The 25,926-nt window shown below is 68.7% G+C and carries 17 protein-coding genes and 6 pseudogenes; 18 read left to right on the top strand and 5 right to left on the bottom strand.

Features of this window, described 5'->3' with window-relative positions; all coding sequences use genetic code 11:
• Window positions 1–125, bottom strand: a pseudogene (locus MBEBAB_RS17420) (ABC transporter ATP-binding protein); the annotation flags it as partial.
• A gap of 100 nt (window positions 126–225) precedes the next feature.
• Here MBEBAB_RS17420 and MBEBAB_RS06570 point away from each other — a divergent pair.
• From MBEBAB_RS06570 to hflX, 13 genes and pseudogenes are all read left to right on the top strand, one after another.
• A complete protein-coding gene (locus tag MBEBAB_RS06570; RefSeq protein ID WP_021697162.1) occupies window positions 226–1,446 on the top strand; it encodes an alkaline phosphatase family protein in 1,221 nt (406 codons plus the stop codon).
• Between the two features lie 86 nt (window positions 1,447–1,532).
• The gene (locus MBEBAB_RS06565; RefSeq protein ID WP_231378737.1) at window positions 1,533–2,972 is read left to right on the top strand and encodes a Do family serine endopeptidase; all 1,440 of its coding nucleotides are present in this window, start codon (window positions 1,533–1,535) and stop codon (window positions 2,970–2,972) included.
• A 39-nt stretch (window positions 2,973–3,011) separates the two neighbouring features.
• Window positions 3,012–4,321, top strand: a pseudogene (locus MBEBAB_RS06560) (replication-associated recombination protein A).
• Window positions 4,322–4,351: 30 nt separating this feature from the next.
• Window positions 4,352–4,726 carry a DUF1622 domain-containing protein gene (locus tag MBEBAB_RS06555; protein ID WP_021697159.1) on the top strand — a complete coding sequence of 125 codons (375 nt, stop codon included), beginning with the start codon at window positions 4,352–4,354 and terminating at the stop codon, window positions 4,724–4,726.
• Between the two features lie 63 nt (window positions 4,727–4,789).
• Entirely contained in the window at window positions 4,790–5,251 is a 462-nt protein-coding gene (locus tag MBEBAB_RS06550; protein WP_021697158.1) for a hypothetical protein, read from the top strand.
• Window positions 5,252–5,289: 38 nt separating this feature from the next.
• Window positions 5,290–6,021, top strand: a complete 732-nt coding sequence (locus tag MBEBAB_RS06545; protein ID WP_021697157.1) for an RluA family pseudouridine synthase — start codon at window positions 5,290–5,292, stop codon at window positions 6,019–6,021.
• 9 nt (window positions 6,022–6,030) lie between these two features.
• Window positions 6,031–7,040 (top strand): annotated as a pseudogene (gene dusB, locus MBEBAB_RS06540) (tRNA dihydrouridine synthase DusB).
• A gap of 52 nt (window positions 7,041–7,092) precedes the next feature.
• Window positions 7,093–7,449, top strand: a pseudogene (locus MBEBAB_RS18780) (hypothetical protein); the annotation flags it as partial.
• A 101-nt stretch (window positions 7,450–7,550) separates the two neighbouring features.
• Window positions 7,551–9,359, top strand: a complete 1,809-nt coding sequence (locus MBEBAB_RS17410) for a sensor histidine kinase (protein ID WP_277905839.1) — start codon at window positions 7,551–7,553, stop codon at window positions 9,357–9,359.
• Window positions 9,360–9,368: 9 nt separating this feature from the next.
• Complete coding sequence (gene ntrX / locus MBEBAB_RS06530) at window positions 9,369–10,787, top strand: nitrogen assimilation response regulator NtrX (protein ID WP_021697154.1); 1,419 nt, start codon at window positions 9,369–9,371, stop codon at window positions 10,785–10,787.
• A pseudogene (locus MBEBAB_RS06525) lies at window positions 10,787–11,649 on the top strand (D-amino-acid transaminase). The gene ntrX and the pseudogene MBEBAB_RS06525 overlap by 1 nt, the downstream one beginning before the upstream one ends.
• A gap of 114 nt (window positions 11,650–11,763) precedes the next feature.
• Window positions 11,764–12,009 (top strand): RNA chaperone Hfq, encoded by a 246-nt coding sequence (hfq, locus tag MBEBAB_RS06520; RefSeq protein WP_013269198.1) that lies wholly within the window; start codon window positions 11,764–11,766, stop codon window positions 12,007–12,009.
• Entirely contained in the window at window positions 12,010–13,314 is a 1,305-nt protein-coding gene (gene hflX, locus MBEBAB_RS06515) for a GTPase HflX (protein ID WP_021697152.1), read from the top strand.
• A gap of 11 nt (window positions 13,315–13,325) precedes the next feature.
• Here hflX and MBEBAB_RS06510 read toward each other — a convergent pair whose 3' ends face one another.
• Complete coding sequence (locus tag MBEBAB_RS06510; protein WP_021697151.1) at window positions 13,326–13,781, bottom strand: tRNA (cytidine(34)-2'-O)-methyltransferase; 456 nt, start codon at window positions 13,779–13,781, stop codon at window positions 13,326–13,328.
• 194 nt (window positions 13,782–13,975) lie between these two features.
• Here MBEBAB_RS06510 and petA point away from each other — a divergent pair, with 194 nt between their 5' ends.
• Genes petA through MBEBAB_RS06495 form a run of 3 tightly spaced genes read left to right on the top strand, consistent with a single transcriptional unit; the run spans window position 13,976 to window position 16,727 of the window.
• Entirely contained in the window at window positions 13,976–14,518 is a 543-nt protein-coding gene (gene petA, locus MBEBAB_RS06505; RefSeq protein WP_045318968.1) for a ubiquinol-cytochrome c reductase iron-sulfur subunit, read from the top strand.
• Window positions 14,519–14,538: 20 nt separating this feature from the next.
• The gene (locus tag MBEBAB_RS06500; RefSeq protein ID WP_021697149.1) at window positions 14,539–15,840 is read left to right on the top strand and encodes a cytochrome b; all 1,302 of its coding nucleotides are present in this window, start codon (window positions 14,539–14,541) and stop codon (window positions 15,838–15,840) included.
• A gap of 35 nt (window positions 15,841–15,875) precedes the next feature.
• Window positions 15,876–16,727, top strand: coding sequence for a cytochrome c1 (locus MBEBAB_RS06495; protein WP_045318975.1), 852 nt, complete (start codon window positions 15,876–15,878; stop codon window positions 16,725–16,727).
• A gap of 75 nt (window positions 16,728–16,802) precedes the next feature.
• Here the strand turns inward: MBEBAB_RS06495 and MBEBAB_RS06490 are convergent, their stop codons facing one another.
• Genes MBEBAB_RS06490 through MBEBAB_RS06480 form a run of 3 tightly spaced genes read right to left on the bottom strand, consistent with a single transcriptional unit; the run spans window position 16,803 to window position 21,689 of the window.
• Window positions 16,803–17,597 carry a DsbA family protein gene (locus MBEBAB_RS06490; RefSeq protein WP_021697147.1) on the bottom strand — a complete coding sequence of 265 codons (795 nt, stop codon included), beginning with the start codon at window positions 17,595–17,597 and terminating at the stop codon, window positions 16,803–16,805.
• A 16-nt stretch (window positions 17,598–17,613) separates the two neighbouring features.
• Window positions 17,614–19,059, bottom strand: a complete 1,446-nt coding sequence (locus tag MBEBAB_RS06485; protein WP_021697146.1) for a M48 family metalloprotease — start codon at window positions 19,057–19,059, stop codon at window positions 17,614–17,616.
• Between the two features lie 56 nt (window positions 19,060–19,115).
• Window positions 19,116–21,689 carry an Rne/Rng family ribonuclease gene (locus MBEBAB_RS06480; RefSeq protein WP_021697145.1) on the bottom strand — a complete coding sequence of 858 codons (2,574 nt, stop codon included), beginning with the start codon at window positions 21,687–21,689 and terminating at the stop codon, window positions 19,116–19,118.
• A gap of 428 nt (window positions 21,690–22,117) precedes the next feature.
• Between MBEBAB_RS06480 and MBEBAB_RS06475 the strand changes: the two genes are divergently transcribed.
• Both MBEBAB_RS06475 and MBEBAB_RS06470 read left to right on the top strand, forming a co-directional pair.
• On the top strand, window positions 22,118–23,353 hold the full coding sequence (locus tag MBEBAB_RS06475; protein ID WP_231378932.1) for an N-acetylmuramoyl-L-alanine amidase family protein: 1,236 nt from the start codon (window positions 22,118–22,120) through the stop codon (window positions 23,351–23,353).
• Window positions 23,354–23,427: 74 nt separating this feature from the next.
• Window positions 23,428–25,871 (top strand): annotated as a pseudogene (locus MBEBAB_RS06470) (penicillin-binding protein 1A).
• Window positions 25,872–25,926 lie beyond the last annotated feature (55 nt).

The following is a 25,926-nucleotide window of genomic DNA, read 5'->3' as shown; positions in this document are numbered from 1 at the left end:
GCCCCGTTCGGCCCCAGAACGCCGTAAACCCCGCCGCGCGGGATCGTCAGGCTGAAATCGTCCAGGGCCTTCACCGCCCCGTAGGCCTTGGACAGGCCGCGTGTCTCGATGACCGGTTCGCTCATGAGCTCGAGCTTGCGGGGTGCGCCGCTCCGTCGCAAGCCGTAAGACGCCTGTCACGGATTAAGATTAGGCAATGAGGCCATTGCCGAGTCCGGAGTTCCCATGTCCCGCCTGTTGCTGATCCTGTTCGCCCTGACCCTGTCGGCCTGCGCCACCATGGCGCCGGAGGAGGGGGCTCCCGGCGCCCGGCCGCTGGTGATCCTGGTGGGAATCGACGGGTTTCGGCCGGACTATCTGGACCGGGGCGTGACGCCCACCCTCAGCGACCTGCGCGCGGACGGCGCCTTCGCCGCCATGCGGCCGTCGTTCCCCAGCGTGACCTTCCCCAACCACTACACCCTGGTGACGGGCCTGCACCCGGACCGCCATGGCATCGTCAACAACACCATGGTTGACGCTGAACTCGGTCGCTTCTCGCTCGGCAACGCCGCCGCCGTCACCAATGGCGACTGGTGGGACGAGGGTGAGCCCATCTGGGTCACGGCCGAGCGCGCGGGCCTGACCACCGGGACCATGTTCTGGCCGGGCTCGGAGGCCGAGATCGACGGCGTGCGCCCCCGCCACTGGACCGTCTTCGACCAGTCCCTGCCCGGCGATGCGCGGGTGGACCGGGTGCTGGCCTGGCTGGATCTGCCGGGCGGCCAGCGGCCCGACTTCGCCACCCTGTATTTCGACATCGTGGACACGGCCGGACATCATCACGGCCCCGCCGCTCCCGAGACGAGCGAGGCCGTCGCCTCCGTGGACGCCTCCATCGCCCGGCTGATCGCGGGACTTGAAGCGCGCGGCCTGGCGGATCGCACCGTTCTGGTCATCGTCGCCGACCACGGCATGGCCGCGACCTCGCCGGATCGCGCCGTCTATCTGGACGACCTGATCAACATGGAAGCCGTTCAGGTCGTCCACGCGGGCGCCTTCGCCGGCCTCAACCCCGCGCCGGGCCATGAGGCGGAGGTCCAGTCCGCCCTGGTCCGCCGTCACCCGAACATGGAATGCTTCAACAAGACGGATCTGCCGGCGCGCCTGGCCTATGGCCGCCATCCGCGCGTGCCCGCCATCCTGTGCCTGCCCGACACCGGCTGGCTGGTGGCCACCCGCGCGTGGCCCGTGCGGGGCCCCGGCGGCGCCCACGGCTATGATAACCGGGCGCCGGAGATGGCCGCCCTGTTCATCGCCAGCGGTCCCGGCATCCGGTCGGGCGTGACCCTTCAGGACATGGACGCCGTGGACGTCCAGCCCTTGCTGGCGCACCTGCTGGGGATCGCCGCGCCCCACGGCGACGGTTCGCTTGAGGATGTCGCGCCGGCCCTGATCCGGCCCTGACCGGGGCGGGCCGTGCGGGGCCCCGCTCTTGCCCCGCCTTGATCCTGTCCCAAATCAGGGGTCAGCTTGGCATCGTGACATTCCGCATGAACAATTCCCTGATCCAGACCATGAAACTGTCCTCCGCCGCCCTTGCCGCCGTTCTGGTTCTCGCCGCTTGCGGCAACGCCGACGAGACCGCCGCCCAGGACGGCGGCTTCCCCGAGCCCAACACCTTTGGAAGCACAGAGCGGGTGGTCCCGGGCGACGCCGGCGCCATGCGCACCTCGTTCGCCCCCGTGGCCGCGGCTGCGAGCCCGGCGGTGGTGAACATCGCGGCGGTGTCCAGCCGGCGCACGGACCCCTTCTTCGAGATGTTCACCGGCCGCTCCCGGCAGCAGGCGTCCTCCATCGGCTCCGGCGTCATCGTGCGCTCCGACGGGGTGGTGGTGACCAACAACCATGTCATCCAGGGCGCCCAGCAGATCACCGTTACCCTGGCCGACCGCCGCGAGTACCGCGGCGAGGTGCTGCTGGCCGACCCGCAGTCCGACATCGCCGTGCTGCAGCTCCAGGACGTGGAGGGCGGCCTGCCGGTTCTGCCCATCGACGATCAGGAGCAGCATCTGGTGGGCGATCTGGTGCTGGCCATCGGCAATCCGTTCGGCGTGGGCCAGACGGTGACCAACGGCATCATCTCGGCCCTGAACCGCACCAACACCGGCATTTCGGACGCCGCCTCCTTCATTCAGACCGACGCGGCCATCAATCCGGGCAACTCCGGCGGGGCGCTGGTGGACATGGACGGCGACCTGATCGGCATCAACACCGCCATCTTCTCGCGCTCGGGCACCTCGGCCGGCGTCGGCTTCGCCGTACCCGCCCAGACCGTGCGTCAGGTGCTGGAGAGCGCCCTGGGCGGCGCCGAGGCGGTGATCCGGCCGTGGCTGGGCGTGCGCAGCGAACCCGTCACCGCCGAGATCGCCCGCAGCCTGGGCCTGCCCCGTCCCCAGGGGGTGCTGGTCACCTCCCTGTATCCGGGCGGACCCGGCGACCGGGCGGGCATCCGAGAGGGCGACGTCATCACCGCCGTGGACGGCGTCGAGATCAACGACGCCTCGGGCCTAAACTTCCGCGTCGGCTCGCGCCGCCCCGGCGAGCGGGCGCAGATCGCCGTCCTGCGGGATGGAGGCAGCCAGGTCGTGAACGCCACCGTCCAGCCGCTTCCCGGGGACCGCGACCCCGATCAGGTGCTCATCGAGCGGGGTCTGATGGCCGGCGCCACCGTGGCCGCCTATTCGCCGGCCCTGGCCGACCGCATCGGCGGCGACGCCTTCGCGGCCGGGGAGGGGGTGATCGTCACCCGTCTGTCGGGCCGGGGTTACGCCGCCCGCGCGGGCTTCCGTCCGGGCGACATCGTGCGCGAGATCAACGGCCGCGAGATCGGCTCGGTCGCCGAACTGCAACAGGCGCTGGCCGCTTCCGCGCGCTGGGAAGTCACCATCGAACGGCGGGGTCAGCGCATCAGCGGCCGCTTCGGCGCATGACCGGATGACGGGGAGGCGGCCAGCGCCTATCTGTCCAACATGACCGATCTGTTCGAAGCCTCAGGCGTTCACCCTCCCGACGCGCCCCTGGCCGACCGCCTGCGTCCGCGTTCGCTGGAAGAGGTGGTGGGTCAGGACCATCTGCTGGGCGAGGGCGGTCCGATCCGCCGCATGATCGAGGCCGGACGCCTGGGCTCCATGATCCTCTGGGGTCCGCCGGGCACGGGCAAGACCACCATCGCCCGCCTGCTGGCCCAGGCGGCGGGCTATCAGTTCCAGCAGATCAGCGCCGTGTTTTCCGGCGTGGCGGACCTGAAGAAGGCGTTCGAGACCGCGCGCGGCCGCCGCGCCGCCGGTCAGTCCACCCTGCTGTTCGTGGACGAGATCCACCGCTTCAACCGCGCCCAGCAGGACGGCTTCCTGCCGTTCGTGGAGGAGGGGATCGTCACCCTCGTGGGGGCCACCACCGAGAACCCGTCGTTCGAACTGAACGGCGCGCTGCTGTCCCGTTCGCAGGTGTTCGTGCTGAAACGGCTAGACGACGAGGCGCTGGGTCAACTGTTGACGCGGGCGGAGGCGCAGGAGGAGAAAGACCTCCCCCTCACCCCCGAAGCGCGCCATGCCCTGCTGGCTCTGGCCGATGGGGACGGCCGTTATCTGCTGACCATGTCAGAGGTGCTGTTCGGTCTGGCTGGCGGGGAACCGCTGGACGTCCAGGCCCTTGCCGGGACCTTGCAGAAGCGCGCACCCGCCTACGACAAAAGTCGAGAAGAGCACTATAACCTCATATCTGCATTGCATAAATCGGTTCGCGGATCGGACCCGGATGCCGCCCTCTACTGGCTGGCGCGGATGCTGAACGGGGGCGAGGACCCGCTCTATCTGGCCCGCCGCATCGTGCGCATGGCGGTGGAGGACATCGGCGAGGCGGACCCCCTGTCGATCCTCGTCGCCAATGCCGCGAAGGACACCTACGACTTTCTGGGGTCGCCCGAAGGCGAACTGGCCCTGGCACAGGCGGTGGTCCATCTGGCCACCGCACCCAAGTCCGTCGGCGTCTATGAAGCGTACAAGGCGGCGTCAAAGGCCGCCCGCGAAACGGGCAGCCTCATGCCCCCCGCCCACATCCGCAATGCGCCCACGAAGCTCATGAAGGACCTGGGGTACGGCAAGGGCTACCAGTACGACCCGGACACGCCTGAGGCTTTTCGGGCGCCAACTACTTCCCCGACGAGATGGAGCGCCGGGTCTTCTACAAGCCCAAGGGCGAGGGGCATGAGGCGAAGGTCAGGGAGCGGCTGGAGCGCTGGGCGGCCATGCGGGCGGGGATGACGCCGCAGGACGACTGAACCCCATCCCTACGGCCACGTTAGGCCCGGATGGAGCCTGAAAGCCTCAAGAGCGTCGTCCTGTGGCTGGCGACCGGTGTTGAACTGCTGGCGGTGATCATCATCGCCGCCGCCGTGGTCGAGGCGGTGGTCCGGGTCGTGGGCGCCTTCAACGCCGAATTGCATCCGGAGGGCCGCACCTATCCGGCCTTGAGCAAGAAGGAGGAGATCCGGCTGCGGCTGGGTCGCTGGCTGGTGCTGGGGCTGGAGTTCCTGCTGGCCGCCGACATCCTCAAGACCGCCGTGGCGCCCACCTGGACCGAGATCGGCCAACTGGCCGCCATCGCCGCCCTGCGCACCGCCCTGAACCACTTCCTGCGCCGCGAGATCGAGCATGCGCGGGGGCAGCCTGAAAGTGACGCTTGATAACCGTTGCCGTTCGCGGAAATCGGCGTAGCGTCCGCCCATCGGCAACCTGGGGAGGAAACAATGACCGATACCAATACGGGCGCTTCGTCCGCGGCAAAGGCGCCATGGCACCTGTGGGTGGTGGGGATCGTCTCGCTGCTCTGGAACGGCTACGGCGCCTTTGACTTCGTGATGACCACCACGCGCGGCGAGGCCTACATGCGCGAGATGGGCTTCTCGCAGGCCATGATCGACTACTATCTGGCCATGCCGACGTGGATGTGGGGGCCCTGGATTCTGGGCGTCTGGGGCGCGGTGATCGGCTCTATCCTGCTCCTGCTGCGCAACAGACTGGCGGTTCCGGCCTTCGGCCTGTCCCTGCTGGGCGCGGTCATCAGCCTGATCTACGGCCAGTTCATCAACCCGCCGCCGCTGCCGCCCGAGATGGCGATGATGAGCTACATGTCTTGGGTCATCGTCGTGATCGCCGCCCTGCTGGCCTGGTACGCCTGGACCATGGGCAAGAAGGGCGTTCTGCGCTGAGGGCTGACGGGCGGCCGGGAATGGCCTAAGTCGCGGGCGTGAGTTTCCAGCCGCCCGTCACCCTGTCCGATCAGGACATCGCCGCCGTCCGCTCGTGGATCATCCACGAGGACGCGCACGTCATCGCCTTCGACAAGCCTTCGGGCCTGTCCAGCCAGGGCGGGCGCATTCAGGCGCATACGCTGGACGATTTGCTGTGGGCCTTCGCCCGGTCGAACGGCAAGCGGCCCGATCTGGTGCACCGGCTGGACCGCGACACCTCCGGCGTGATTCTGGCGGGCAAGACCAAGCCGGCGACGGCCTTTCTCGGCAAGGCGCTGCAGGCCAAGCGGTTCCGCAAGACCTATCTGGCCCTGATCGAATCCGAGCCGGACCCGCGCGGCGGCGAGATCGACGCCCATCTGCTGCGTCAGGAGGTCGGCCGCGAGAGCCACATGCGCGTGGTGGAGGAGGGCACGCCCGGCGCCCAGCCGTCGCGAACCCGCTACCGCACCCTGTCCGCCAACGATCAGGGCGCCCTGATCGAGCTGGAGCCCATGACCGGGCGCATGCATCAGCTGCGTGTGCACATGGCGCACATCGGGCGGCCCCTGGTGGGCGACGCCCGCTATGGCGGGGCCCTGACTTTTTCCGGCGGCGCGGCGCCGCGCCTGATGCTGCATGCCTCCAGGCTGACTTTCCCCCATCCCGAGGGTGAAACTCTCACGGTCGAGGCGCCGCTTCCGGCGGATTTCCGCGCCCTGATGGACCGCGCGGGCCTTAGCCTCTAGATCACCGCCATGAACGGCAAGCTTCAGATCGGCGACGTCACCGTGCCCGGCCGGGTGCTGACCGCGCCCATGACCGGCATCACGGACCTGCCGTTCCGGCGCGTGGCCTCCGCGCTGGGCGCGCCCTATGTGGCCACCGAGATGGTCGCCGCCGCCGAGCTGGCCCGGGCCCGGCCCGACGTGGTGCGCCGCGCCGCGGTGGGCGAGGGCCTGCCCCTGACGGTCATCCAGCTGGTGGGCCGCGACCCGGGCCGCATGGCCGAGGGCGCCGCCATGGCCGAGCGCGCGGGGGCCGACATCATCGACCTGAACTATGGCTGTCCGGCCAAGGAGGTCACGGGCGTGGCCTCCGGCTCGGCCCTGATGCGCGATCTGGATCTGCCTGCGACATCATCCAGGCGGTGGTGAAGGCCACCACGCGCCCCGTCACCGTCAAGATGCGCCTGGGCTGGGACGACGCCAGCCGCAACGCGCCCGAGCTGGCCCGCCGGGCCGAGGCCCTCGGGGTTCAGGCGGTCACCGTCCACGGCCGCACCCGCAAGCAGTTCTACACCGGCCAGGCGGACTGGAGCGCTGTGGGCGAGGTCAAGGCGGCGGTCTCCATCCCGGTCATCGTCAACGGCGACATACTGACCCCTGACGACGCCCGCGCGGCGCTGGCGGCGTCCAGCGCCGACGCCCTTATGCTGGGGCGCGGGGTCTATGGACGCCCCTGGCTGGCGGCCCATCTGGACGCGGCCCTGAACGGCGATCCGGCGACTGCCGAGCCGGACGCGGCGCTGCGCCTGGCCATTGTGCTCGATCATTTCCGCCAGACCCTGGCCTTCTATGGCGAGGGCCTGGGCTTGAAGATGTTCCGCAAGCATCTGGGCTGGTACGTGGAGCAGGCGCCGTGGCCCGGCTGTCCGCTGGAGCGTCGTCACGCCAAGGCCCGCCTGTGTCGCCTGGAGACGCCGGAAGCGGTGGAGACGGCCCTCGCCGACCTGTGGTCGCGGCCTGACGTTCGTCTAGTGGCGTAATTCAGCAACATTTGTGTTGATTTCAGGCCACAGCGCAGCCTAATCTTGAACAATGACTGACCGCGCGCCCACCGACAGCGGCCTTGATCTGCCCCAGGCCGAACCGGCCTCCGGGCGGCTGCACGCCTTGTGGGGCTGGACGCTTCAGAACCGTGGGCGGGCCTTGTTCTGGGTGGCGTACGCGGTCGCGGCTCTCGTGACGGGGGCGGGCGTGTGGCTGGTGGCGGCCGCGCCGGGCGTGGATTCCGGCCGGGGCGGCGCCCAGGCGGCGGCCAGCCAGGCGGTGCTGGTCATCCTTCTGGCCAATCTGGTCCTGATCGCCTTCCTGGCTCTGGTGGTGGGCCTGCGAGTGCTTGATCTGGCGCGCGAGCGGGTGCGTGACGCCGGCGCACGTCTGCACCTGCGCTTCGTCACCCTGTTCTCGCTGGTGGCCGTGGCGCCGGCCATCCTGATCGCGGTGGCCTCGGCGTGCTGGTCAACCGGGGCGTGGACCAGTGGTTCAGCAATAATGTGCGCGCCGCCGTCGAGAACGGAGCCTCCATCGGCCGGGCCTATGTGCTGGACGTGCAGACGGACATGGAGCGCGACCTCTCGACCATGTCGAACGAACTGGGCGGGCCGGTGCGGCAGGTGTTCCCCAACCGCATCCAGTTCTCCAACGCCCTGACCCAGATGGCCGAGTTCTTCGGCTACCCGGCCATCTATATCCTGAACGGTGAGGGCGAGGTGCTGGCCCGCGGCGAAACGGCGAGCGCGCCGCCCTATCTGGCTCCGCCGAGCACCGCCATCGCAGTGGCGGCGGCGGGCCAGGACGCGGCGGTTGAGGCGACCCAGAATCCCGACGTCATCCGCATCCTGTATCCGCTGCCGGAGTACGGCGACGCCTATCTCTATGTGGTGCGGCCCCTGGCGCCCGGTCTGATCGCCCAGATGAACACCAGCCAGGACTCCATCGAGGCCTACCGCGAGGCCGAGGAAAGCCGGGCCCGCATCCAGGCCGCGTTCGCCCTGAGCTATGTGGAGACGGCGTTGCTGGTGCTGGTGGGCGCGGTGTGGCTCGGCCTGTCAGCGGCCAACGCCATCGCCCGTCCGGTGGCCCGTCTCGTCCAGGCGGCGGACCGGGTGGCCGAGGGCGACCTGACGGCGCGGGTGGATTCCAGCGCCGACCCGGAGGAGATCGCGGTCCTCTCGCGCGCCTTCAACCGCATGACCAGCGACCTGCAGATGCAGCAGGAGGCCCTGCGCGCCGCCAGTGAAGACGCCCAGGCCCGCAGCCTGTTCATCGAAACCGTGCTGTCCGGCGTCAGCGCCGGCGTCATCGGCCTGGACAAGAAGGGCCGCATCTCGGCCATCAACGAAAGCGCCACCCAGCTTCTGTCGATTCAGGAGCCGAAGGTTCTGGGCAAACCTCTGGCCAAGGTCGCGCCCGAATTGGGTGATCTGGTCGCGCGCGGCGAGGCCCGCGTGGACGAAGAGATCGACGTCACCCGCGACGGCGAGACCCTGCGCCTGCGGGTGCGGGTCGAGGGCGGGCTGGGCGGCGAGATGGTGCTGACCTTCGACGACATCACCCGACTGGTCACGGCCCAGCGCAACGCCGCCTGGAAGGACGTGGCCCGCCGCATCGCCCACGAGATCAAGAATCCCCTGACGCCGATCCAGCTCTCGGCCGAGCGTCTGCGCCGCAAGTACCGGTCCCAGGTGGCCGACGATGTCGAGACCTTCGATCGCTGCACCGAGACCATCATCCGGCAGGTGGGCGACATCGGCCGCATGGTGGACGAGTTCTCGTCCTTCGCCCGTATGCCCGCGCCCCGTTTCGCGCCAGAGGACCCCGCGGAGCTGCTGCGTCAGGCCGTGTTCGCCCAGCGCGTGGCCGATCCCGAGGTGGCCGTTCACATGACCGAGCCGCTGTCTGACGCCGTCATCAGCTGCGACGGCCGCATGGTCGGCCAGGCCCTGGCCAATCTGCTCAAGAACGCCGGGGAGGCCGTGGCCGCCGCCCGCGCCCAGGGCCGCAAGGCAGACGGCGGCGTGTCGGCCGTGCTGGAGGTCGAGGACGGCCGCGCCACTTTCATCATCGAGGATGACGGCGTCGGCCTGCCGGAAAAGGATCGCGACCGTCTGACCGAGCCCTACGTCACCACTCGCGAGAAGGGCACTGGCCTGGGCCTGGCCATCGTCAAGCGCATCTGTGAGGACCACGGCGGCGAACTGAAGCTGGCGGACGCGCAGGACCTGAAGGGCGCGCGCTTCTGCATGATCTTCCCCCTTCAGAACTCAACCCCATCGGACGCCCCCCCGGCGTCGCAACGATAGAGAGGCGACATGCGAGTCACACCTGGCGGCGCCGACGTCCTGGTCGTCGATGACGAGGCCGACATCCGCGATCTGGTTTCCGGCCTGCTCGAGGATGAGGGCCACGCGGTGCGCACCGCGTCCAACTCTGAAGAAGCCCTGGCCGCCATCAAGGGCAGGAAGCCCTCGTTGCTGGTTCTGGACATCTGGATGCAGGGCGGCGGCATGGACGGGCTGGAGCTGCTCGACCTGGTCATGGAGCTGGACGCCGATCTGCCGGTGGTCATGATCTCGGGCCACGGCAACATCGAGACCGCTGTCAGCGCGCTCAAGCGCGGCGCCTATGACTTCCTGGAGAAGCCCTTCAAGTCCGACCGGCTGGTGCTGGTGGTCGAGCGGGCGCTGGAAGCCTCGACCCTCAAACGCGAGAACCGTCGCCTGCGCGCCCGGGCCTTCGTGCCCAAGGGCCTGATCGGGTCGTCCAACGCGGCCCAGCAGCTGCGCTCCACCATCTCCAAGGTGGCCCCGGCCAACAGCCGTGTTCTGGTCGCCGGCCCGCCCGGGTCGGGCAAGGAGCTGGTGGCCCGCCAGATTCACGACGGCAGCCCCCGCGCCCGCTCCGAATTCGTCGCCATCTCGGCGGCCGGCATGACGCCCGAACGCCTGGACGTGGAGCTCTTCGGCGAGGAAGGGGCGGGAGGACGCCCCTCCAAGATCGGCGTGTTCGAGCGGGCCCACAACGGCACCCTCTATCTGGACGAGGTGGGCGACATGCCCCGCGAGAGCCAGAGCCGCATCCTGCGGGTTCTGGTCGAGCAGCGTTTCCGCCGCGTGGGCGGCGACACCGACGTCCAGGTGGATGTGCGGGTCATCACCTCCACCTCACGCGATCTGCGTCATGAGATCGCCGAGGGGCGCTTCCGCGAAGATCTGTTCCACCGCCTGAACGTGGTGCCCATCCGCGTCCCGCCCCTGTCCGAGCGGCGCGAGGACATCGGCGAACTGGTCGACTATTTCGTCGACACCCTGTGCGAGTCCCAGGGCCTGTCCCGACGCAGGCTCAGTGATGACGCCCTGGCGGTGCTGCAGGTCCACGACTGGCCCGGCAATGTCCGCCAGCTGCGCAACAATGTGGAGCGCCTGCTGATCCTGGCCACCGGCGATGCGTCGGAGCCCATCACCGCCGACATGCTGCCGCAGGAGGTTGTCAACACCGGTGCGGCCGGCGCCCTGGGCGCCGAGCGGGTCATCGCCCTGCCTCTGCGGGAGGCGCGGGAGGTGTTCGAGCGGGAATATCTGACCGCCCAGATCATGCGCTTCGGCGGCAACATCTCGCGCACGGCCACCTTCATCGGCATGGAGCGGTCGGCGCTGCACAGGAAGCTGAAGTCGCTGGGCGTGGCGCCCGTGCGCGGCGGCGTCGAGGACGTGGAAGGAAACGGGGACTGATGTCGAGGGTCGCTTACGTCAACGGAGTTTATCGCCCACACGGCCAGGCGGTGGTCCATGTGGAGGACCGGGGTTTCCAGTTCGCCGACGGGGTCTATGAGGTCTGGTCCGTGGCCGACGGCCGGCTGGCCGATTTCGAGGGCCACATGACCCGTCTGTTCCGCAGTCTCGGCGAACTGCGCATCGATCCGCCCATGAGCCGCGAGGCCCTGACCCGGGTGCTGCGCGAGACGGTGCGGCGCAACCGGGTGCGCGACGGCATCGTCTATCTGCAGGTCACCCGCGGCACGGCTCGCCGCGACCACCCGTTCCCTCCGCCCGGCACCCCGCCCAGCGTCGTGGTCACGGCCAAGTCCATGAATTTCGACGCTCTGGAGGCCAAGGCCGCCAAGGGCATCACCGTCCTGACCCAGCCGGACAACCGCTGGGGCCGCTGCGACATCAAGACGGTGGGCCTGCTGCCCAACGTGCTGGCGAAACAGGCGGCGCTGGACGCCGGGGCCGGCGACGCCTGGCTGGTTGACGAGATGGGCCTGATCACCGAGGGCACCTCCAACAACGCCTGGATCGTGGACAAGGACGGCGCGCTGCGAACCCGCGACATCCAGGCCAACATCCTGCGCGGCATCACGCGCCAGACCCTGATGGAGATCGTCAAGGAAGAGGGCCTGACCGTCGACGAACGCCCCTTCAGCGTCGAGGACGCCAAACAGGCGCGCGAGCCTTCGTCACCTCCGCCTCGGCCTTCGTCCTGCCGGTGGTGGGCATCGACGGGGCGAAGATCGGCGACGGCAAGCCCGGCCCACTGGCGAAACGGCTGCGCGATCTCTATCTGGACAAGACCCGCGACGAAGCCATCTAGATCGTTGCCGTCGCGCCCGAGTGCGGGCTAGGGTCAGTCCACGGCGTATCCGCCGTCTCCGGCGTCCTCCCCGGCGTCGGTCGATCAACAACGAAGAACAGGACAAACCTGGCCATGTCGCAAGACAAGAGACAGAACCTTCAGGACACCTTCCTCAACAGCGTTCGCAAGACCAAAACCCCGCTGACGATCTTCCTGGTGAACGGCGTGAAACTGCAGGGCATCGTCACCTGGTTCGACAACTTCTGTGTGCTTCTGCGTCGCGACGGCCAGTCCCAGCTGGTCTACAAGCACGCTATCTCGACCATCATGCCTTCCGCGCCCGTGCAACTGTACGAGCCCGAGGCGGATGAGGACTGATTGACCTCCAAATTCATTGACCACGCCCCCGAGGTCCAGCGCGCGATCGTCATTCACCCCGACGGCCGCGGGACTTCCGCACGCCTGGCCGAGGAACGGCTGGAAGAGGCCGTCGGCCTGTCCGCCGCCCTCGATCTGGACGTGCGCGCCGCCGAGGTGGCCCGCCTGCGCCGCACCGTGCCCGCTACCTTGTTCGGCATGGGCAAGGTGGACGAGATCGCCGCCCTGATCCGTGCCGCCGAGGCCGATGTGGTGGTCATCGACGACGCCCTGACCCCGGTGCAGCAGCGCAATCTGGAGAAGGCGTGGGAGGTCAAGGTCATCGACCGCTCCGGCCTGATCCTCGAAATCTTCGGCCGTCGCGCCCGCACCGCCGAGGGGCGGCTGCAGGTGGAACTGGCCCGTCTGGACTATGAGCGTTCGCGGCTGGTGCGCACCTGGACCCACCTGGAGCGCCAGCGCGGCGGCACAGGCTCCACCGGCGGCCCTGGCGAAACCCAAATCGAGCTGGACCGGCGCATGATCGCCGACCGCATCGACAAGCTGAAGGCTGAGCTGGAGGACGTGCGCCGCACCCGCGCCCTGCACCGCAAGGCCAGAAAGCGCGTGCCGTTCCCCGCCGTGGCGCTGGTGGGCTACACCAATGCGGGCAAGTCGACCCTGTTCAACCGGCTGACCGGCTCGGAGGTCCTGGCCAAGGACCTGCTGTTCGCCACCCTGGACACCACCCAGCGCACCATCCGCCTGCCGCAGGGCCGCCCCGCCATCATCGCCGATACGGTGGGCTTCATTTCCGACCTGCCGCACGAACTGGTGGCCGCCTTCCGCGCCACGCTGGAAGAGGTGGGCGAGGCCGACCTGATCCTGCACGTGCGCGACATCGCCAGCACCGACACCGAGGCCCAGCGCCGCGACGTGGAGCAAGTGCTCGAACAGATCCCCGTGCCCGAGGGCCGCACCCGCCGGGTTCTGGAGGTCTGGAACAAGATCGACCTGCTGTCCGACGAGGACCGCGAGGCCGTGCTGGGCCAAGCCGCGCGCCAGCTTCAGGAGGGCAAGGCCGTCGCCGTGTCCGCCTGGACGGGGGAGGGGATCGAGACGCTGCGCGAGGCCATCGCCGCCCTGGTGGACGACGAACCGGAAACCCGCCTGACCCTGGACCCCGGTCAGGGCGAGGCCCTGGCCTGGCTGTACGAGCACGGCCGCGTCACCTTCCGCGACACTGACGCCGACGGCCGCGTCCATCTGGTCATCAAATTGCCCGCCGCCGCGCTGGGCCGGTTCGAACAGCGCTTCGGCTTGTAATCCGGCGCGCGTCAGCTTGCCGGCAATCCGCCCGTCTGTCTCAGCCCCTCGAACAGGGCGATCGCCGCCGAGGTGGCCAGATTCAGGGAGCGGGCCTCGGGCCGAATCGGAATGAACAGCCGCGCGTCCGCTGCCGCATGCACGAAATCGGGCGCCCCGGCGGTTTCCCGCCCGAACAGCAGGCGATCGTCCGGACGAAAAGTGAAGTCGGTCATGACCCGGGCCGCCTTCGTCGTGAACAGAATCAGCCGCCCCGGCTGTCCGGCGCCGCCATAGGCGTGCCAGTCGTCATGCACCGTCATGTGAGACAGGGGGCCGTAATCCAGCGCCGCACGCTTCATGGCGCGGTCGTCCAGGGTGAAGCCGGTGGGCCGGATCACATCGAGCGGAACCCCGAAACAGGCCGACAATCGGATGCAGGCGCCCACGTTCTGGGGAATGTCAGGTTGAAAAAGGGCGAGACGCATTCTAAGGCCCTCATACGCGCGGGGCGGGGCCTTGTCGCGGCCTTAATTGCGAACGCTTCGCACAGAAGCGTCAGTGACTTGCGGCGAACCGCCGCAAAACAGGGCCGAGGCATGGACTGGACGGCCCCGCAGGGTTTACGCACCACATCGACGGTCCGTTCCGGATCGGCGCTGGGTTCTGCAGAGGTGAGACATTGGCCGAATCGGTCGTGCATCCTGAGGGTGAGGGGCAAGACCCGAACCGTCGTGATTTCATTCACATCGCCGCGGGGGCCGCTGCGGCCGGCGCCGGCGTGGCGGCCGTCTGGCCCCTGATCAATTCCATGAACCCTGCGGCCGACACCCTGGCCCTGGCGTCTATCGAGTTCGACCTGACCAAGGTTCAGGAAGGTCAGCAGGTGGTCATCAAGTGGCAGGGCAAGCCGGTGTTTGTGCGCTACCGCACCCCGGCCGAGATCGAACGCGCCCGCGCCGAGGACTCCGCCGCCCTGCCGGATCCCCAGACCGACGCCGAGCGCGTCATCGAGGGTCACGAGCAGTATCTGGTGCTGGTGGGCTCCTGCACGCACCTGGGTTGCGTGCCGACCTTCGGCACCGGTGACTTCGGCGGCTGGTTCTGCCCGTGCCACGGGTCGCACTATGACACCTCGGGGCGTATCCGCCGGGGTCCGGCGCCCGCCAATCTGGTGGTCCCGACCTATGAGTATCTGAACGACACCCGGATCCGGATCGGCTGAGCGCGGACGTAAGAGAGATCATGAGCGACCACGAATCCACCTACGTCCCCAAGACCGCTTTCGAGCGGTGGATGGACAGCCGTCTGCCGATCATTCGATTCGGCGCGGACTACATGAGTCTGCCGACCCCCAGGAACCTCAACTACTGGTGGACCTTCGGCGGCATCCTGATGCTGTGCCTGGGCATCCAGATCGTGACCGGCATCCTGCTGGCCATGCACTATGTGCCCAACACAGAAATGGCCTTTGAATCGGTCGAGCGCATCATGCGCGACGTGAACGGGGGCTGGTTGATCCGCTATGTCCACGCCAACGGCGCCTCGATGTTCTTCATCGCGGCCTACATCCACATGCTGCGCGGCCTGTACTACGGCTCGTACAAGGCGCCGCGAGAGATGATCTGGATCGTCGGCTGCCTGATCTTCTTCCTGCTGATCGGCACCGCCTTCCTGGGCTACGTCCTGCCCTGGGGCCAGATGTCGTTCCACGGCGCGGTGGTGATCACCAACCTGATCGGCTCGATCCCGGTGGTGGGCGGTCCGATCCTGACTTGGCTGCAGGGCGGTCCGGCCATCGACAACGCGACCCTCAACCGCTTCTTCTCGCTGCACTATCTGCTGCCGTTCCTGATCGCCGGCTGCGTGGTGCTGCACCTGTGGGCCCTGCACCACGCCGGTCAGAACAACCCGGTGGGGATCCTGATCCCCAAGGAGCGCCAGGCTAAGGACACCCTGCCTTTCCACCCGTACTACACGGTCAAGGACGGCTTCGCGGTGATCCTGTTCCTGCTGCTGTTCTCCTACTTCGTGTTCTTCAACCCGAACGCCCTGGGCCACGCCGACAACTTCATTCCGGCCAACCCGCTGGTGACGCCGGCGCACATCGTGCCGGAATGGTACCTGCTGCCGTTCTACGCGATCCTGCGCGCCATCCCCGACAAGTTCGGCGGCGTGGTGGCCATGTTTGGCTCCATCGGCATCCTGTTCGTCCTGCCTTGGCTGGACCGGTCGCGCATCCGCTCCATGCGCTATCGCCCGATCATGAAGGTGCTGTTCGTCCTGTTCGTGGTGAACGGCTTCATCCTGGGCTGGTGCGGCGCCGAGCTGCCGGACGCCCATGTGATCGGCAACTTCTCCACCTTCACCGTCTATGACGGCGACCTGAACAGCTTCCTGTGGCTGGGGCGTTTCGCGACCCTCTACTACTTCGCTTTCTTCCTGGTCATGCCGTTCGTGGCGCTGAAGGAGAAGCCGCTTCCGGTCCCGAGCTCCATTTCCGAACCCGTCCTGGCCCCCGAGGCCGCCATCGAGAAGAAGGGTTGAGCGCGATGACGCGTCCTGTCGCCAAAGCCCCCCGCATGGCCGTGAAGGCCGCCTTCGTCGCCGCCGTCGCCGCCCTGGGCCTGACCGCCGCTTCCCCCGCGCTTGCCGCGGGTGAGGCCAAGCATCCGCGCTCCGGCAACTTCAGCTTCGAAGGGCCCTTCGGCACCTTCGATCAGGGTCAGCTGCAGCGGGGCTACAAGGTCTATCGCGAGGTCTGCGCCGCCTGTCACGGCATGGACCTGCTGTCCTTCCGCAACCTGGCCGAAGAAGGCGGGCCGTTCTGGGATCCGCACGAAAGCAACCCCAACAACAACCGCTTCGTCCGCGCCCTGGCCGCCGAGTTCGAGATCGCTGACATCGATTCCGAAACCGGCGAGGCGGTGCTGCGTCCGGGCACGCCGGCCGACAGCTTCCCGAACCCGTATCCGAACGCCACGGCCGCGGCCGCGGCCAACGGCGGCGCCTTCCCGCCCGACCTGTCGGTCATGGCCAAGGCCCGTCACGACGGCGCCAACTACATCTACTCGCTGTTGTCCGGCTATGAGGAGGCCCCCGAGGGTCTGCGCATCGCCTCGGGCCAATACTACAATCCGTATATGGCTGGTGACATGACGCCCTTCTGGGACGGCGATCCGGACCATGTGCCTTACGGCGGCTTCATCGCCATGCCGAACCCGCTGCGGGCCGGTCAGGTGACCTATGACGACGGCACCGAGGCGACCGTCGACCAGATGTCGCGCGATGTCTCGGCCTTCATCGCCTGGGCGTCCGACCCTCGCGCGGTGGAGCGCAAGCGCACCGGTCTGGCGGTGATGATCTATCTGCTGCTGTTCGCGGGCCTGACCTACGCCAGCTACCGCCGCATCTGGCGCGGCGTCGCGCACTGACCGCCAGCATATGACCAGACGAAAGGCCCGTGAATCGCTTCACGGGCCTTTTGCTTTTTCGGCCTGCGCCTGCGTTCAGCCGCCGCGCGCCGCCGCGATGGCCTGAGCCACCACCTGCGGGTCGATCCCGTCGGTGGCGCGTCCGTTGACGATGAAGGTCGGGGTGCCCTGAAGGTTCATCTGGCGCGCCGCGTCGTGAATGTCGCCTACATGGCGCTCGGCCGCCTCGGACGTGATGAAGGCGCGCGCGGCGTTCATATCCACGCCGGCTTCCTGCAGGATCTGATCCACCGCCGCCACGTCCAGCGCCGGTTCGGCCATCAGGGCCTGATGGACCTCCAGATACCGGCCCTGGGCGTGGGCGGCCAGGGCGGCGCGGGCGGCGTAATTGGAGGTGGCGTCGTCGCCCCGGTCCAGGATCGGCCATTCCTTGAAGACGAAGCGCACATCCGGGTTGGCCTGGATCAGCGCCAGCATGCCCGGCGCCACCGACTTGCAGCCCGGACAGCGGTAATCGAAGAACTCGATCACCGTGGCCGCCGCCTGCTCCGGCGCGGGGCCCACGGCGGGGTCTCGCGGATCCGGGGCGATCAGGGAGGGGTCGGCGGATATGGCCGCGTTGATCGCCTCGGTTCCGGCCGCCTGCTGCTGGATCTGCCGCGCCTGCAGCATTTCCTCCAGCACCTCGGGATGGCTGAGCAGATAGGCGCGCACCCGTCCGTCAAAGTCCCCGCCGGTGATCCACGGCAGGGCCGAGACGCCCAGCGCGACCACGGACACGCCCAGGGCGGCCAGCCCGAGGCGGGGATCGCGGGTCCAGCCAGAGCGGCCGGAAGGGAGCTCGGCCGGGCGGTCGGCGTCGTCGGTCATGAAATCTCCTGGGGGCTCAGTGCTGATGCGCGGGCGTGTGCGACAGGCGTCGCGCCGTCACGTCTTCATAAAGGGACCGCGGCCGTTCGCCCTGGCGACGATCCAGGTCTTCCAGGTCCTCGGGCGTGGCGCCGGAGGCCAGCACGATGTCCACCGCCCGCCGCCACTCGACCGATCCGGGATCGAGCATGTCGCGGGCCCGCAGGGCGAACTGCGTCGCCTGACGCTGCTGGCCCACGGAGAAGTGGAACTCGGCCGAGGCCAGGCGCGCCTCGCCCTCCAGGCCCAGCGTCGCATAGGCCTGAGACATCAGCCGCCAGGCCATGGGATTGTTCGGTTCATCGATCGTGGCGCGGCGCAGCTCGGTGATCGCGCGCTCCAGCACCGTCTCGTCATGGGTCTCGATCAGGGCGTGCGCCAGATTGATGCGCAGGAGGGGCGCGTCCTGCGGCATCAACTCCACCGCGCGGGCATGGGCCGGCACGGCGTCGGCGGGAGAGCCCGCCTCGAACAGGATCTGACCCTTGAGCTCCCAGTAGTAGGGATTTTCCGGGTCCTCCGCGATCAGGACGTCCACGGCGTCCACCGCCCGCTGGGTTTCGCCCTGGCGATACCAGGCGATGGCCCGGGCATAGCGGGCGGGCAGGGAGGTGTCGCTTTCGCGATAGGTGCGGAAGGTCTGGGCGGGCGGATTCAGGAACGCATCGATCTTGGCCAGCATCAGGGCGTGCTGACCGGCCCAGTGCTCCGGCTCGACGGCGTCATGGTTGGGCAGGTTCTCGACCGGTCGACGCAAGTTCTCGATCCGTCGCGACGACAGCGGGTGGCTGCGGAAATAGGGATAGCGGCGGGCGTCGGAAAACACTTCCTGCGCCCGGAATTCCTCGAAGAACTCCACCAGGCCCCGCGCCGACAGGCCCGCGCGGTCCAGCGCCTGGGCGCCGGTCAGGTCGGCCTCGCCCTCCTGGCTCTGCATGTACTGCAGCGCGCCGATGGTGCCGAAATAGCCCGAGCTGCCCAGCAGCGCCGCGCCCGCGTCCGGCGCGCCCGCCGCGATGGCCAGGGCGCCCAGGGCCATGGACACCAGGAAAGGCTGCATGCCTGCGTCGGACGCCCCGTCCCGCAGGGTGTGGCGGTTTTTGATGTGCCCGGCCTCGTGGGCGATCACGCCCAGAAGCTGGCCCGGGTTGTCGGTCTCCAGGATCAGGCCTGTGTGGAAGCCCATGATCTGCCCGCGCGTGGCGAAGGCGTTCAGGGTCGGGTCGTTGATCAGCAGGATGGTGACGTCATCCGGCTCCAGTCCCATGGCGTCCAGCACCGGGTCGGACCATTCACGGATGATGGCCTCGACCTCGGTGTCACGGATGATGGACTGGGCGGAAGCGGTCTCCGCCGTGAACAGTCCTGTCGCCAGGACCGCAGCTGCGGCGACGCCCGAAACGAGACGACGAGGCAAGGCCATGTTCGAACTCCTCGACTTCAGCCCCCGCGCCCCCGCATCAATCTAGCGTCCCCGCCTCAGCGGCGCCACCACCCGCGCTTGGGTTTGGCGGGCGGGGCGGAAATCTGGGCGTCATCCGCCTCGATGATCGCCGCCACGTCGGGTTTCGCTGCGGGTTCAGGGCGGGGCTCCGGCGCGGCCGGGGCCACGGCCGGTTCCGGCGCCTGTTCCGGTTCGGGCTCAGCCTGCGCCTGGATGGGCTCGGGCTCGGGCCGGGGCGATTCGGCGGGGGCCTCATTCACCACCACGACCGGTTCGGCGGCTGCGGTCTCCGGCGCCTCGCCCGCCACATCGGCGGCGGGCTTGCGGCGAACGCGTCGACGCTTGGGCGCTTCGACAGCGGCCTCGATCGGAGCGGGAACGGTGTCCGGCTCCACGTACGGCTTGGCTTCGCTGGGCGTCATGCCTTCCGACGCCGCACGCGCCTTGGCGGCTTCATGGCGGCTGCGGCGGGGCTGCGCGGGCTTTTCAGCCCGTTCGGTCTGTTCGCTGCGTTCCGGCCGTTCGGCCGACTCGCTGCGTTCGGGGCGTCCGCCCTCCATCAGGTCCAGCGGGTTGAACCAGACATAGGGGTCCTGCACCGACGGCGTGCGGCCGCGCACCCAGGTGTAGGCGTCGCGATCGCCCTCTTCACGCGCGCGGCGACCGCCACGGCGTCCACGGCGGCGGCGACGGCCGCCTTCGTCATCATTGCCCGCGGCCTCGAAAGAGTCGTCCTCGCGGGCCGGGGCGGCGCCGGACTCGTCATCCTCGCCGCCGCGTCCGCCACGGCGGCGACGACGCCGGCGACGGCCGCGGCCTTCGCCGTTTCCATCGTTCTCGTCAGTCCCGTCGCGGGCTTCGGTCCGTTCGCCGCCACCCCGATCCGAGGTCTCGGTCTCTTCGGAATCGTCGTCTTCGTACTCGTCCTCATCGTCGTCATCCTCGACGGCGAGATCATCGATGTCGTCGATGGACGAGGGCAGGGCCTTGTCCTGATACGGCGGCTCGAAGTCCTCGTTCGTCTCGGTGCGCTCGATGACGTGTTCGCTCTGGGCCAGGCTGTCGTCCACGATCACGTTGACGAACAGGCCGCGCTGTTCCTCCAGGCGGCTCAGATGGGCGCGCTTGTGGTTCAGGACGTACAGGGCCACCGCCGTGCACAGGCGCAGGTTCACCGACCCGGCGCCGCCCTTGCCCGCCTCGATGTCCACCAGTCGCAGGGCCATCAGGGCGGCGGATTCCACCGACCGGATGCGCCCGGCGCCCTGACAGTGCGGGCAAACCTCGGTGGCGCCTTCCAGCACGCCGATGCGGCGACGCTGGCGGCTGATCTCCATCAGGCCGAAGATCGAGATCTTGCCCATCTGGACGCGGGCCCGGTCCGTGGACAGGGCGTCCTTGAGGACCTTCTCGACCGACCGGTTGTTCTTGGCCTCATCCATGTCGATGAAGTCGATGACCACCAGCCCGGCCAGGTCGCGCAGGCGCAGCTGGCGCGCGGCCTCCACGGCCGCTTCCATGTTGGTCTTGTAGGCCGTCTGCTCGACGTTGCGCTCCTTGGTGGCGCGCCCCGAGTTGACGTCGATGGCCACCAGGGCCTCGGTCTGGTTGATCACCAGATAGCCGCCGGACTTCAGCGGCACCACCGGCTGGTGGATCTGGTGCAGGATGTCCTCGATGCCCTGGGCCGCGAACAGCGGCTTGGAGCCCTTGTACAGGTGCACCTTCTTGGCCTGCGACGGCATCAGCACGCGCATGAAGTCCCGCGCCTCGCGCCAGCCTTCCTCGCCCTCGACCTGGATGCCGTCGAAATCCTTGTCGAACATGTCGCGCACGGCGCGCCGGACAAGGTTCTCTTCCTCATAGATCAGCGAGGGCGCATTGGAGTTCAGCGTCGTCTCGCGGATCGTCTCCCACAGGCGCAGCAGATATTCGTAGTCGCGCTTGATCTCGGCCTTGGTGCGCTTGGCGCCGGCCGTGCGGATGATCAGGCCCATGCCCTTTGGCACTTCCAGCGCCGCCGCCGCCGCCTTCAGGCGCTTGCGGTCTGTGGCCTGGGTGATCTTGCGCGAAATGCCGCCGCCCTTGCCGGTGTTGGGCATCAACACGCAGTAGCGGCCGGCCAGCGACAGCCACGTGGTCAGGGCCGCGCCCTTGGCCCCGCGCTCGTCCTTGACCACCTGCACCAGCAGGATCTGACGGCGCTTGATGACGTCCTGGATCTTGTAGCGCCGCATCAGGCGACGCTTCAGGCGTTCTTCCTCGGCCGGACCGCCTTCGGACTCGTCATCGGCGCTTTCACGCTCGAGCTGCTCGTCGCCGTCATCGTCCGTCTCGGCCATGATGGCTTCGCGGTCGGCGACCGGGATCTGGTAGTAGTCCGGGTGGATTTCGTTGAAGGCCAGGAAGCCGTGGCGATTGCCGCCGTATTCCACGAAGGCCGCCTGCAGGCTGGGCTCTACGCGGGTGACCTTGGCCAGATAGATGTTGCCGCGCAGCTGTCGCCGCGCCTTGGATTCAAAATCAAATTCCTCGACCTGGCGGCCATCCACGATGGCGACGCGCGTTTCTTCCGCGTGCGCCGCATCGATCAGCATTGTCTTCGACATTAAGGGTATCTCCAGGGCGCGCCGGACCTCGGCCTTCGATCAGGAAGGCGCGAGCGGCTCGCCGGTATGGTGTGAGGGGCATGGCCCGCGTCGATCCCAAGGCCAAGCGGACGCGGGCGCGATTTGCGCCGGCTGCGTCGTCAGGCTGCGGGGAGACGGAAGGCGTCAGGCCCATGGTTGTTATCGTTTGCTCCAAGACCGGTGCGCACGCGGCGCTATCGGCCTCAGGTGAGCGAGTCGGCCGGATGGTCCGGAAAACCCGTCGGATAAGGCGGAATTGGGCCGTTCACGCACCTTCGCGGCGAGCGACCCGTGCATAGCATAGTGATGCGCGGGGCGAATGGAAAGCGCCGTCCGCCTTAACCCGTTGCTCACCACGGCATGGCATGGTGGTGGAAAGAACACTTTAATTGGTGGGTGCATCGCGCATGTCGCGAATGGTCGAGAGCTTTGCTGGACAAGAAGGCCGTGTTCGTCGCGGCCTGTTGATCCTTGCCGCCCTGATCGTTTTCGCGGTGGGCGTTCTGGCGGCGGGGGCCGGTCTGGCCCTGGGCGCCCAGGGCGATGTGCTGCGTGTGCGCTTCGGCGGCGACGCCGAGCGGACCCGCATCGTGGTGGACATGGAGCGGACCGCCCGCGGTTCCGTCCGTGAGTCGGGCGAGGCCGGGCGTGTGGTGCTCAGCCTGTCCGGTGTCTCGGCCGCGCAGGGCGTCAGCGGGCGCGGCCTGGGCCTCGTGCGCGCCTATGAAATGCAGGGATCCGGCCGCGGCGCGGAGCTGCGGCTGGAGCTGGCCGGCGGCGCCGAAGTGGAGCGCCGCTTCCTGCTGCCCCCCGGCGACGGGATCCCCCACTATCGCTATGTCATCGACCTGAAGGCCACCGACGCGGCCGCGGCCCCCCGGCCCGAGCGCAATCCGCCGCGGACGGTTTCCGCCCCTCAGAGGCGCGAGCGGCCCCTGATCGTCATCGACGCCGGCCATGGCGGGCACGATCCCGGAACCCTGGGCGGGCGCGTCAACGAAAGCGCCGTGACGCTCCAGGCGGCCCAGGATCTCAAGACCGAGATCGAACGCATCGGCGGCTACCGCGTCATGCTGACCCGCACGTCGGACGTCTATGTCACTCGCTCGCGCCGGGTCGCCATGGCCCGCGAGGCCGGGGCGGACCTGTTCATCTCGCTGCACGCCGATGCGGGTAACGACCGCACCACGCGGGGCGCCAGCGTCTACACCCTGTCCGAACAAGGCGCCGTGCGCGCCGTGCGCCAGGCCACCAGCCGCGACGGCTGGCACGCCGATCTCCAGCTGCCCGGCCGCGATCCCACGGTCGACCGCATCCTGCTGGACATGACCCAGCGCGCCACCCAGAACCGTTCGGCCCAGGCGGCGCGCGTCCTGCTGACCCATCTGGAGGCCTCGGGCCATCCGATGCTGAACCGCAGCCACCGCGACGCTAATTTCGAGGTCCTGCTGGCCCCCGACGTCCCGGCCCTGCTGCTGGAGATGGGCTTCATGACCAATCCCGACGACGAGCAGCTCCTGACCGACGAACGCGGCCGCACCCGCCTCATGCGCGCCACTGCGCAGGGCATCGACCGCTATTTCACCCAGCCGGACGCGGGCCTGATGGTGGCGGGCGCCGGTCAGGCGGGCGGCGGACGCTGACCGTACCATCTTGCGTGGCCTGACCTTCTCATCCGGACTGGCGCCCTCGCCGGACGCGGGCTAATACCGGCCATATGGGGCGATTTTCGGAGTTCCGCGTGAAGTCTATCGGCGAACGCTGGTTCGTTCTGGCCGGCATCGGCCTGCTGGGCGCCATCGCCCTGGCGGGGCTTCTGCTGGCCATTTACGCCGCCTGGCTTTTCCATGACCTGCCCGACGCGGGCGAGCTGGCGGAATACCGTCCGGCCACGGCCACGCGCGTCTATGCGGGCGACGGAACCCTGATCGGCGAATTCTCCCAGGAACGCCGGATCTATGTGACCTACGACCAGATCCCGGCCCCGGTGGTCCAGGCGTTCCTGGCGGCCGAGGACTCCAACTTCTTCCAGCACGGCGGCATCGACGTGGGCGGCGTCAGCCGGGCCATGTTCAAGAACGTGCTGAACGCGGTGCAGGGCCGGCGGCTCGAGGGCGGATCGACCATCACCCAGCAGGTGGCCAAGAACGTCCTGCTGACCAATGAGAGCACCATCGGCCGCAAGCTGCGCGAGGCGATCCTGGCCAGCCGCCTCGAGGCGACCCTGTCCAAGGAGCAGATTCTCGAACTCTATCTGAACGAGATTTTCCTCGGCTATCGCTCCTATGGCGTGGCCTCGGCCGCGTTCAACTATTTCGGCAAGTCGCTGGACCAGCTGACGGTCGATGAAGCCGCCTTCCTGGCCGCCCTGCCCAAGGGTCCCAACAACTATCACCCCATCCGCCGCCCCGAGGCGCCCTGGACCGCCGCAACTGGGTGCTGGGCGCCATGCGCTCGAACCGGTTCATCACCGAGGAGGCGTACGAGGCCGCCCGCGCCCGCCCGCTGACCACCCAGGACGCGCCGCGCCGGGCCCAGTATCGGGACGCCGACTTCTTCGTGGAGGAGGCCCGCCGCCGGGCCCTGGGCATGTTCGGCGAGGACATCAACGCCGGCGGCTACTACATGCGCACGACGCTGGATCCGTCGCTGCAGTCCGCCGCCCGCGATGCCCTGATGCAGGGGCTCGAGGACTATGACCGCCGCCATGGTTGGCGCGGGGCATGGGGCAATGTGGACATCGCGGAGGGCTGGCAGGACGAGGCGTCCGAGCAGTCCGCCCCGCCCGAGCGCCGCGAATGGCGCGCCGCCGTGGTGGAGAGCGTCGGCGACGGCGTGCGCATCCGCACCGCCCAAGACGACCAGACCGGAACCCTGCTGTCCGCCGACGTGGCGTGGGCCCGCGCGGGCGCGGGTCTCGAGGTCGGCGACCTGATCTTTGTCGAGCCGGCCGAGGGCGGACAGTTCGCCCTGAAACAGGTGCCCGCCGTGAACGGCGCCCTTGTGGCCATGGAGCCCCAGTCGGGTCGCGTGCTGGCCATGGTCGGCGGCTATTCCTACGCCCTGTCCAGCTTCAACCGCGCCACCCAGGCGGAACGCCAGCCGGGCTCGGCCTTCAAGCCCATCGTCTACGCCGCAGCCCTGGAGGGGGACTTCACCCCGTCCAGCATCGTGCTGGACGCGCCGATCTCGTTCCCGGGCGGGGCCGGCGGGCGTCCGTGGACGCCCGAGAACTACAGCCGCCAGTACTACGGCCCCCAGACCCTGCGCCGGGGGCTGGAGTTGTCGCGCAACGTCATGACCGTGCGTCTGGCCCAGGCGGTGGGCATGGACGAAGTCGTCCAGCTCGCGGAGGACATGGGCGCGGGCGACGACATGGAGCCGAATCTGTCGCTGTCGCTGGGGGCGGGGGAGACCACGCCCTATCGCCTGACCGCCGCCTACGCCGCCTTCGCCAACGGAGGACGCCGGGTCGAGCCCTATCTGATCGAGCTTGTGCAGGACCGCAACGGCCGCACCATCTATCGCGCCGACGACCGGGCCTGCCGCACCTGCGGCCGCGGTTTCGACGGCGGCGCCTCGCCCCGGCTGACGCCGCGCGGGGAGCAGGTCATCGACGCCATCACCGCCTACCAGATCAGCTCCATGCTCGAAGGCGTGATCCAGCGCGGCACCGGCGTGCGCGCCCGGGGCCTGGGCCCCTGGGTGGCGGGCAAGACCGGCACCACCAACGAATACCGCAGCGCCTGGTTCGTGGGCTACACCACAGACATCGTGGTCGGGGTCTTCATCGGCTTCGACGACAACCGGTCGCTGGGCTCCGGCGAAGCGGGCGCCGCGACGGCCGTGCCGGTGTTCATCAACTTCATGACCGAGGCGCTCAAGGAGCGGCCGGCCCGCCCGTTCGTGCGGCCCCGCAATGCGATCTTCCGGACCGTCAACGGCATCGAGGAGGCGTTCCGCCCGGGCACCGAGCGCCGCGTCGAGCCGACGCCGGAGCCTCAGACGTGGGAAGGCCCGCAGGCCTACACCGACGTTCTGCGCCGTGAAGCCGAGGCCCAGCGTCAGGCCCAGCAACAGCAACAGGCCTCGCCCCAGCCCGCCGAACCCGCGCCTGCGCCACAGCGGGAGCCCGCAGAAGACTTGAGCGGGCTGTACTGACCGATTAGATCAAGCATTCGCCGCCGCCCGAATCCTCGGGCGGCGCACCTGTTTT

The organism is Brevundimonas abyssalis TAR-001 (assembly GCF_000466985.1).
In the GTDB taxonomy this organism is placed as follows: Bacteria; Pseudomonadota; Alphaproteobacteria; order Caulobacterales; family Caulobacteraceae; genus Brevundimonas; species Brevundimonas abyssalis.
Note: the sequence above shows the minus strand (reverse complement) of the source record. Positions and strands in the feature narration are given on the sequence as shown.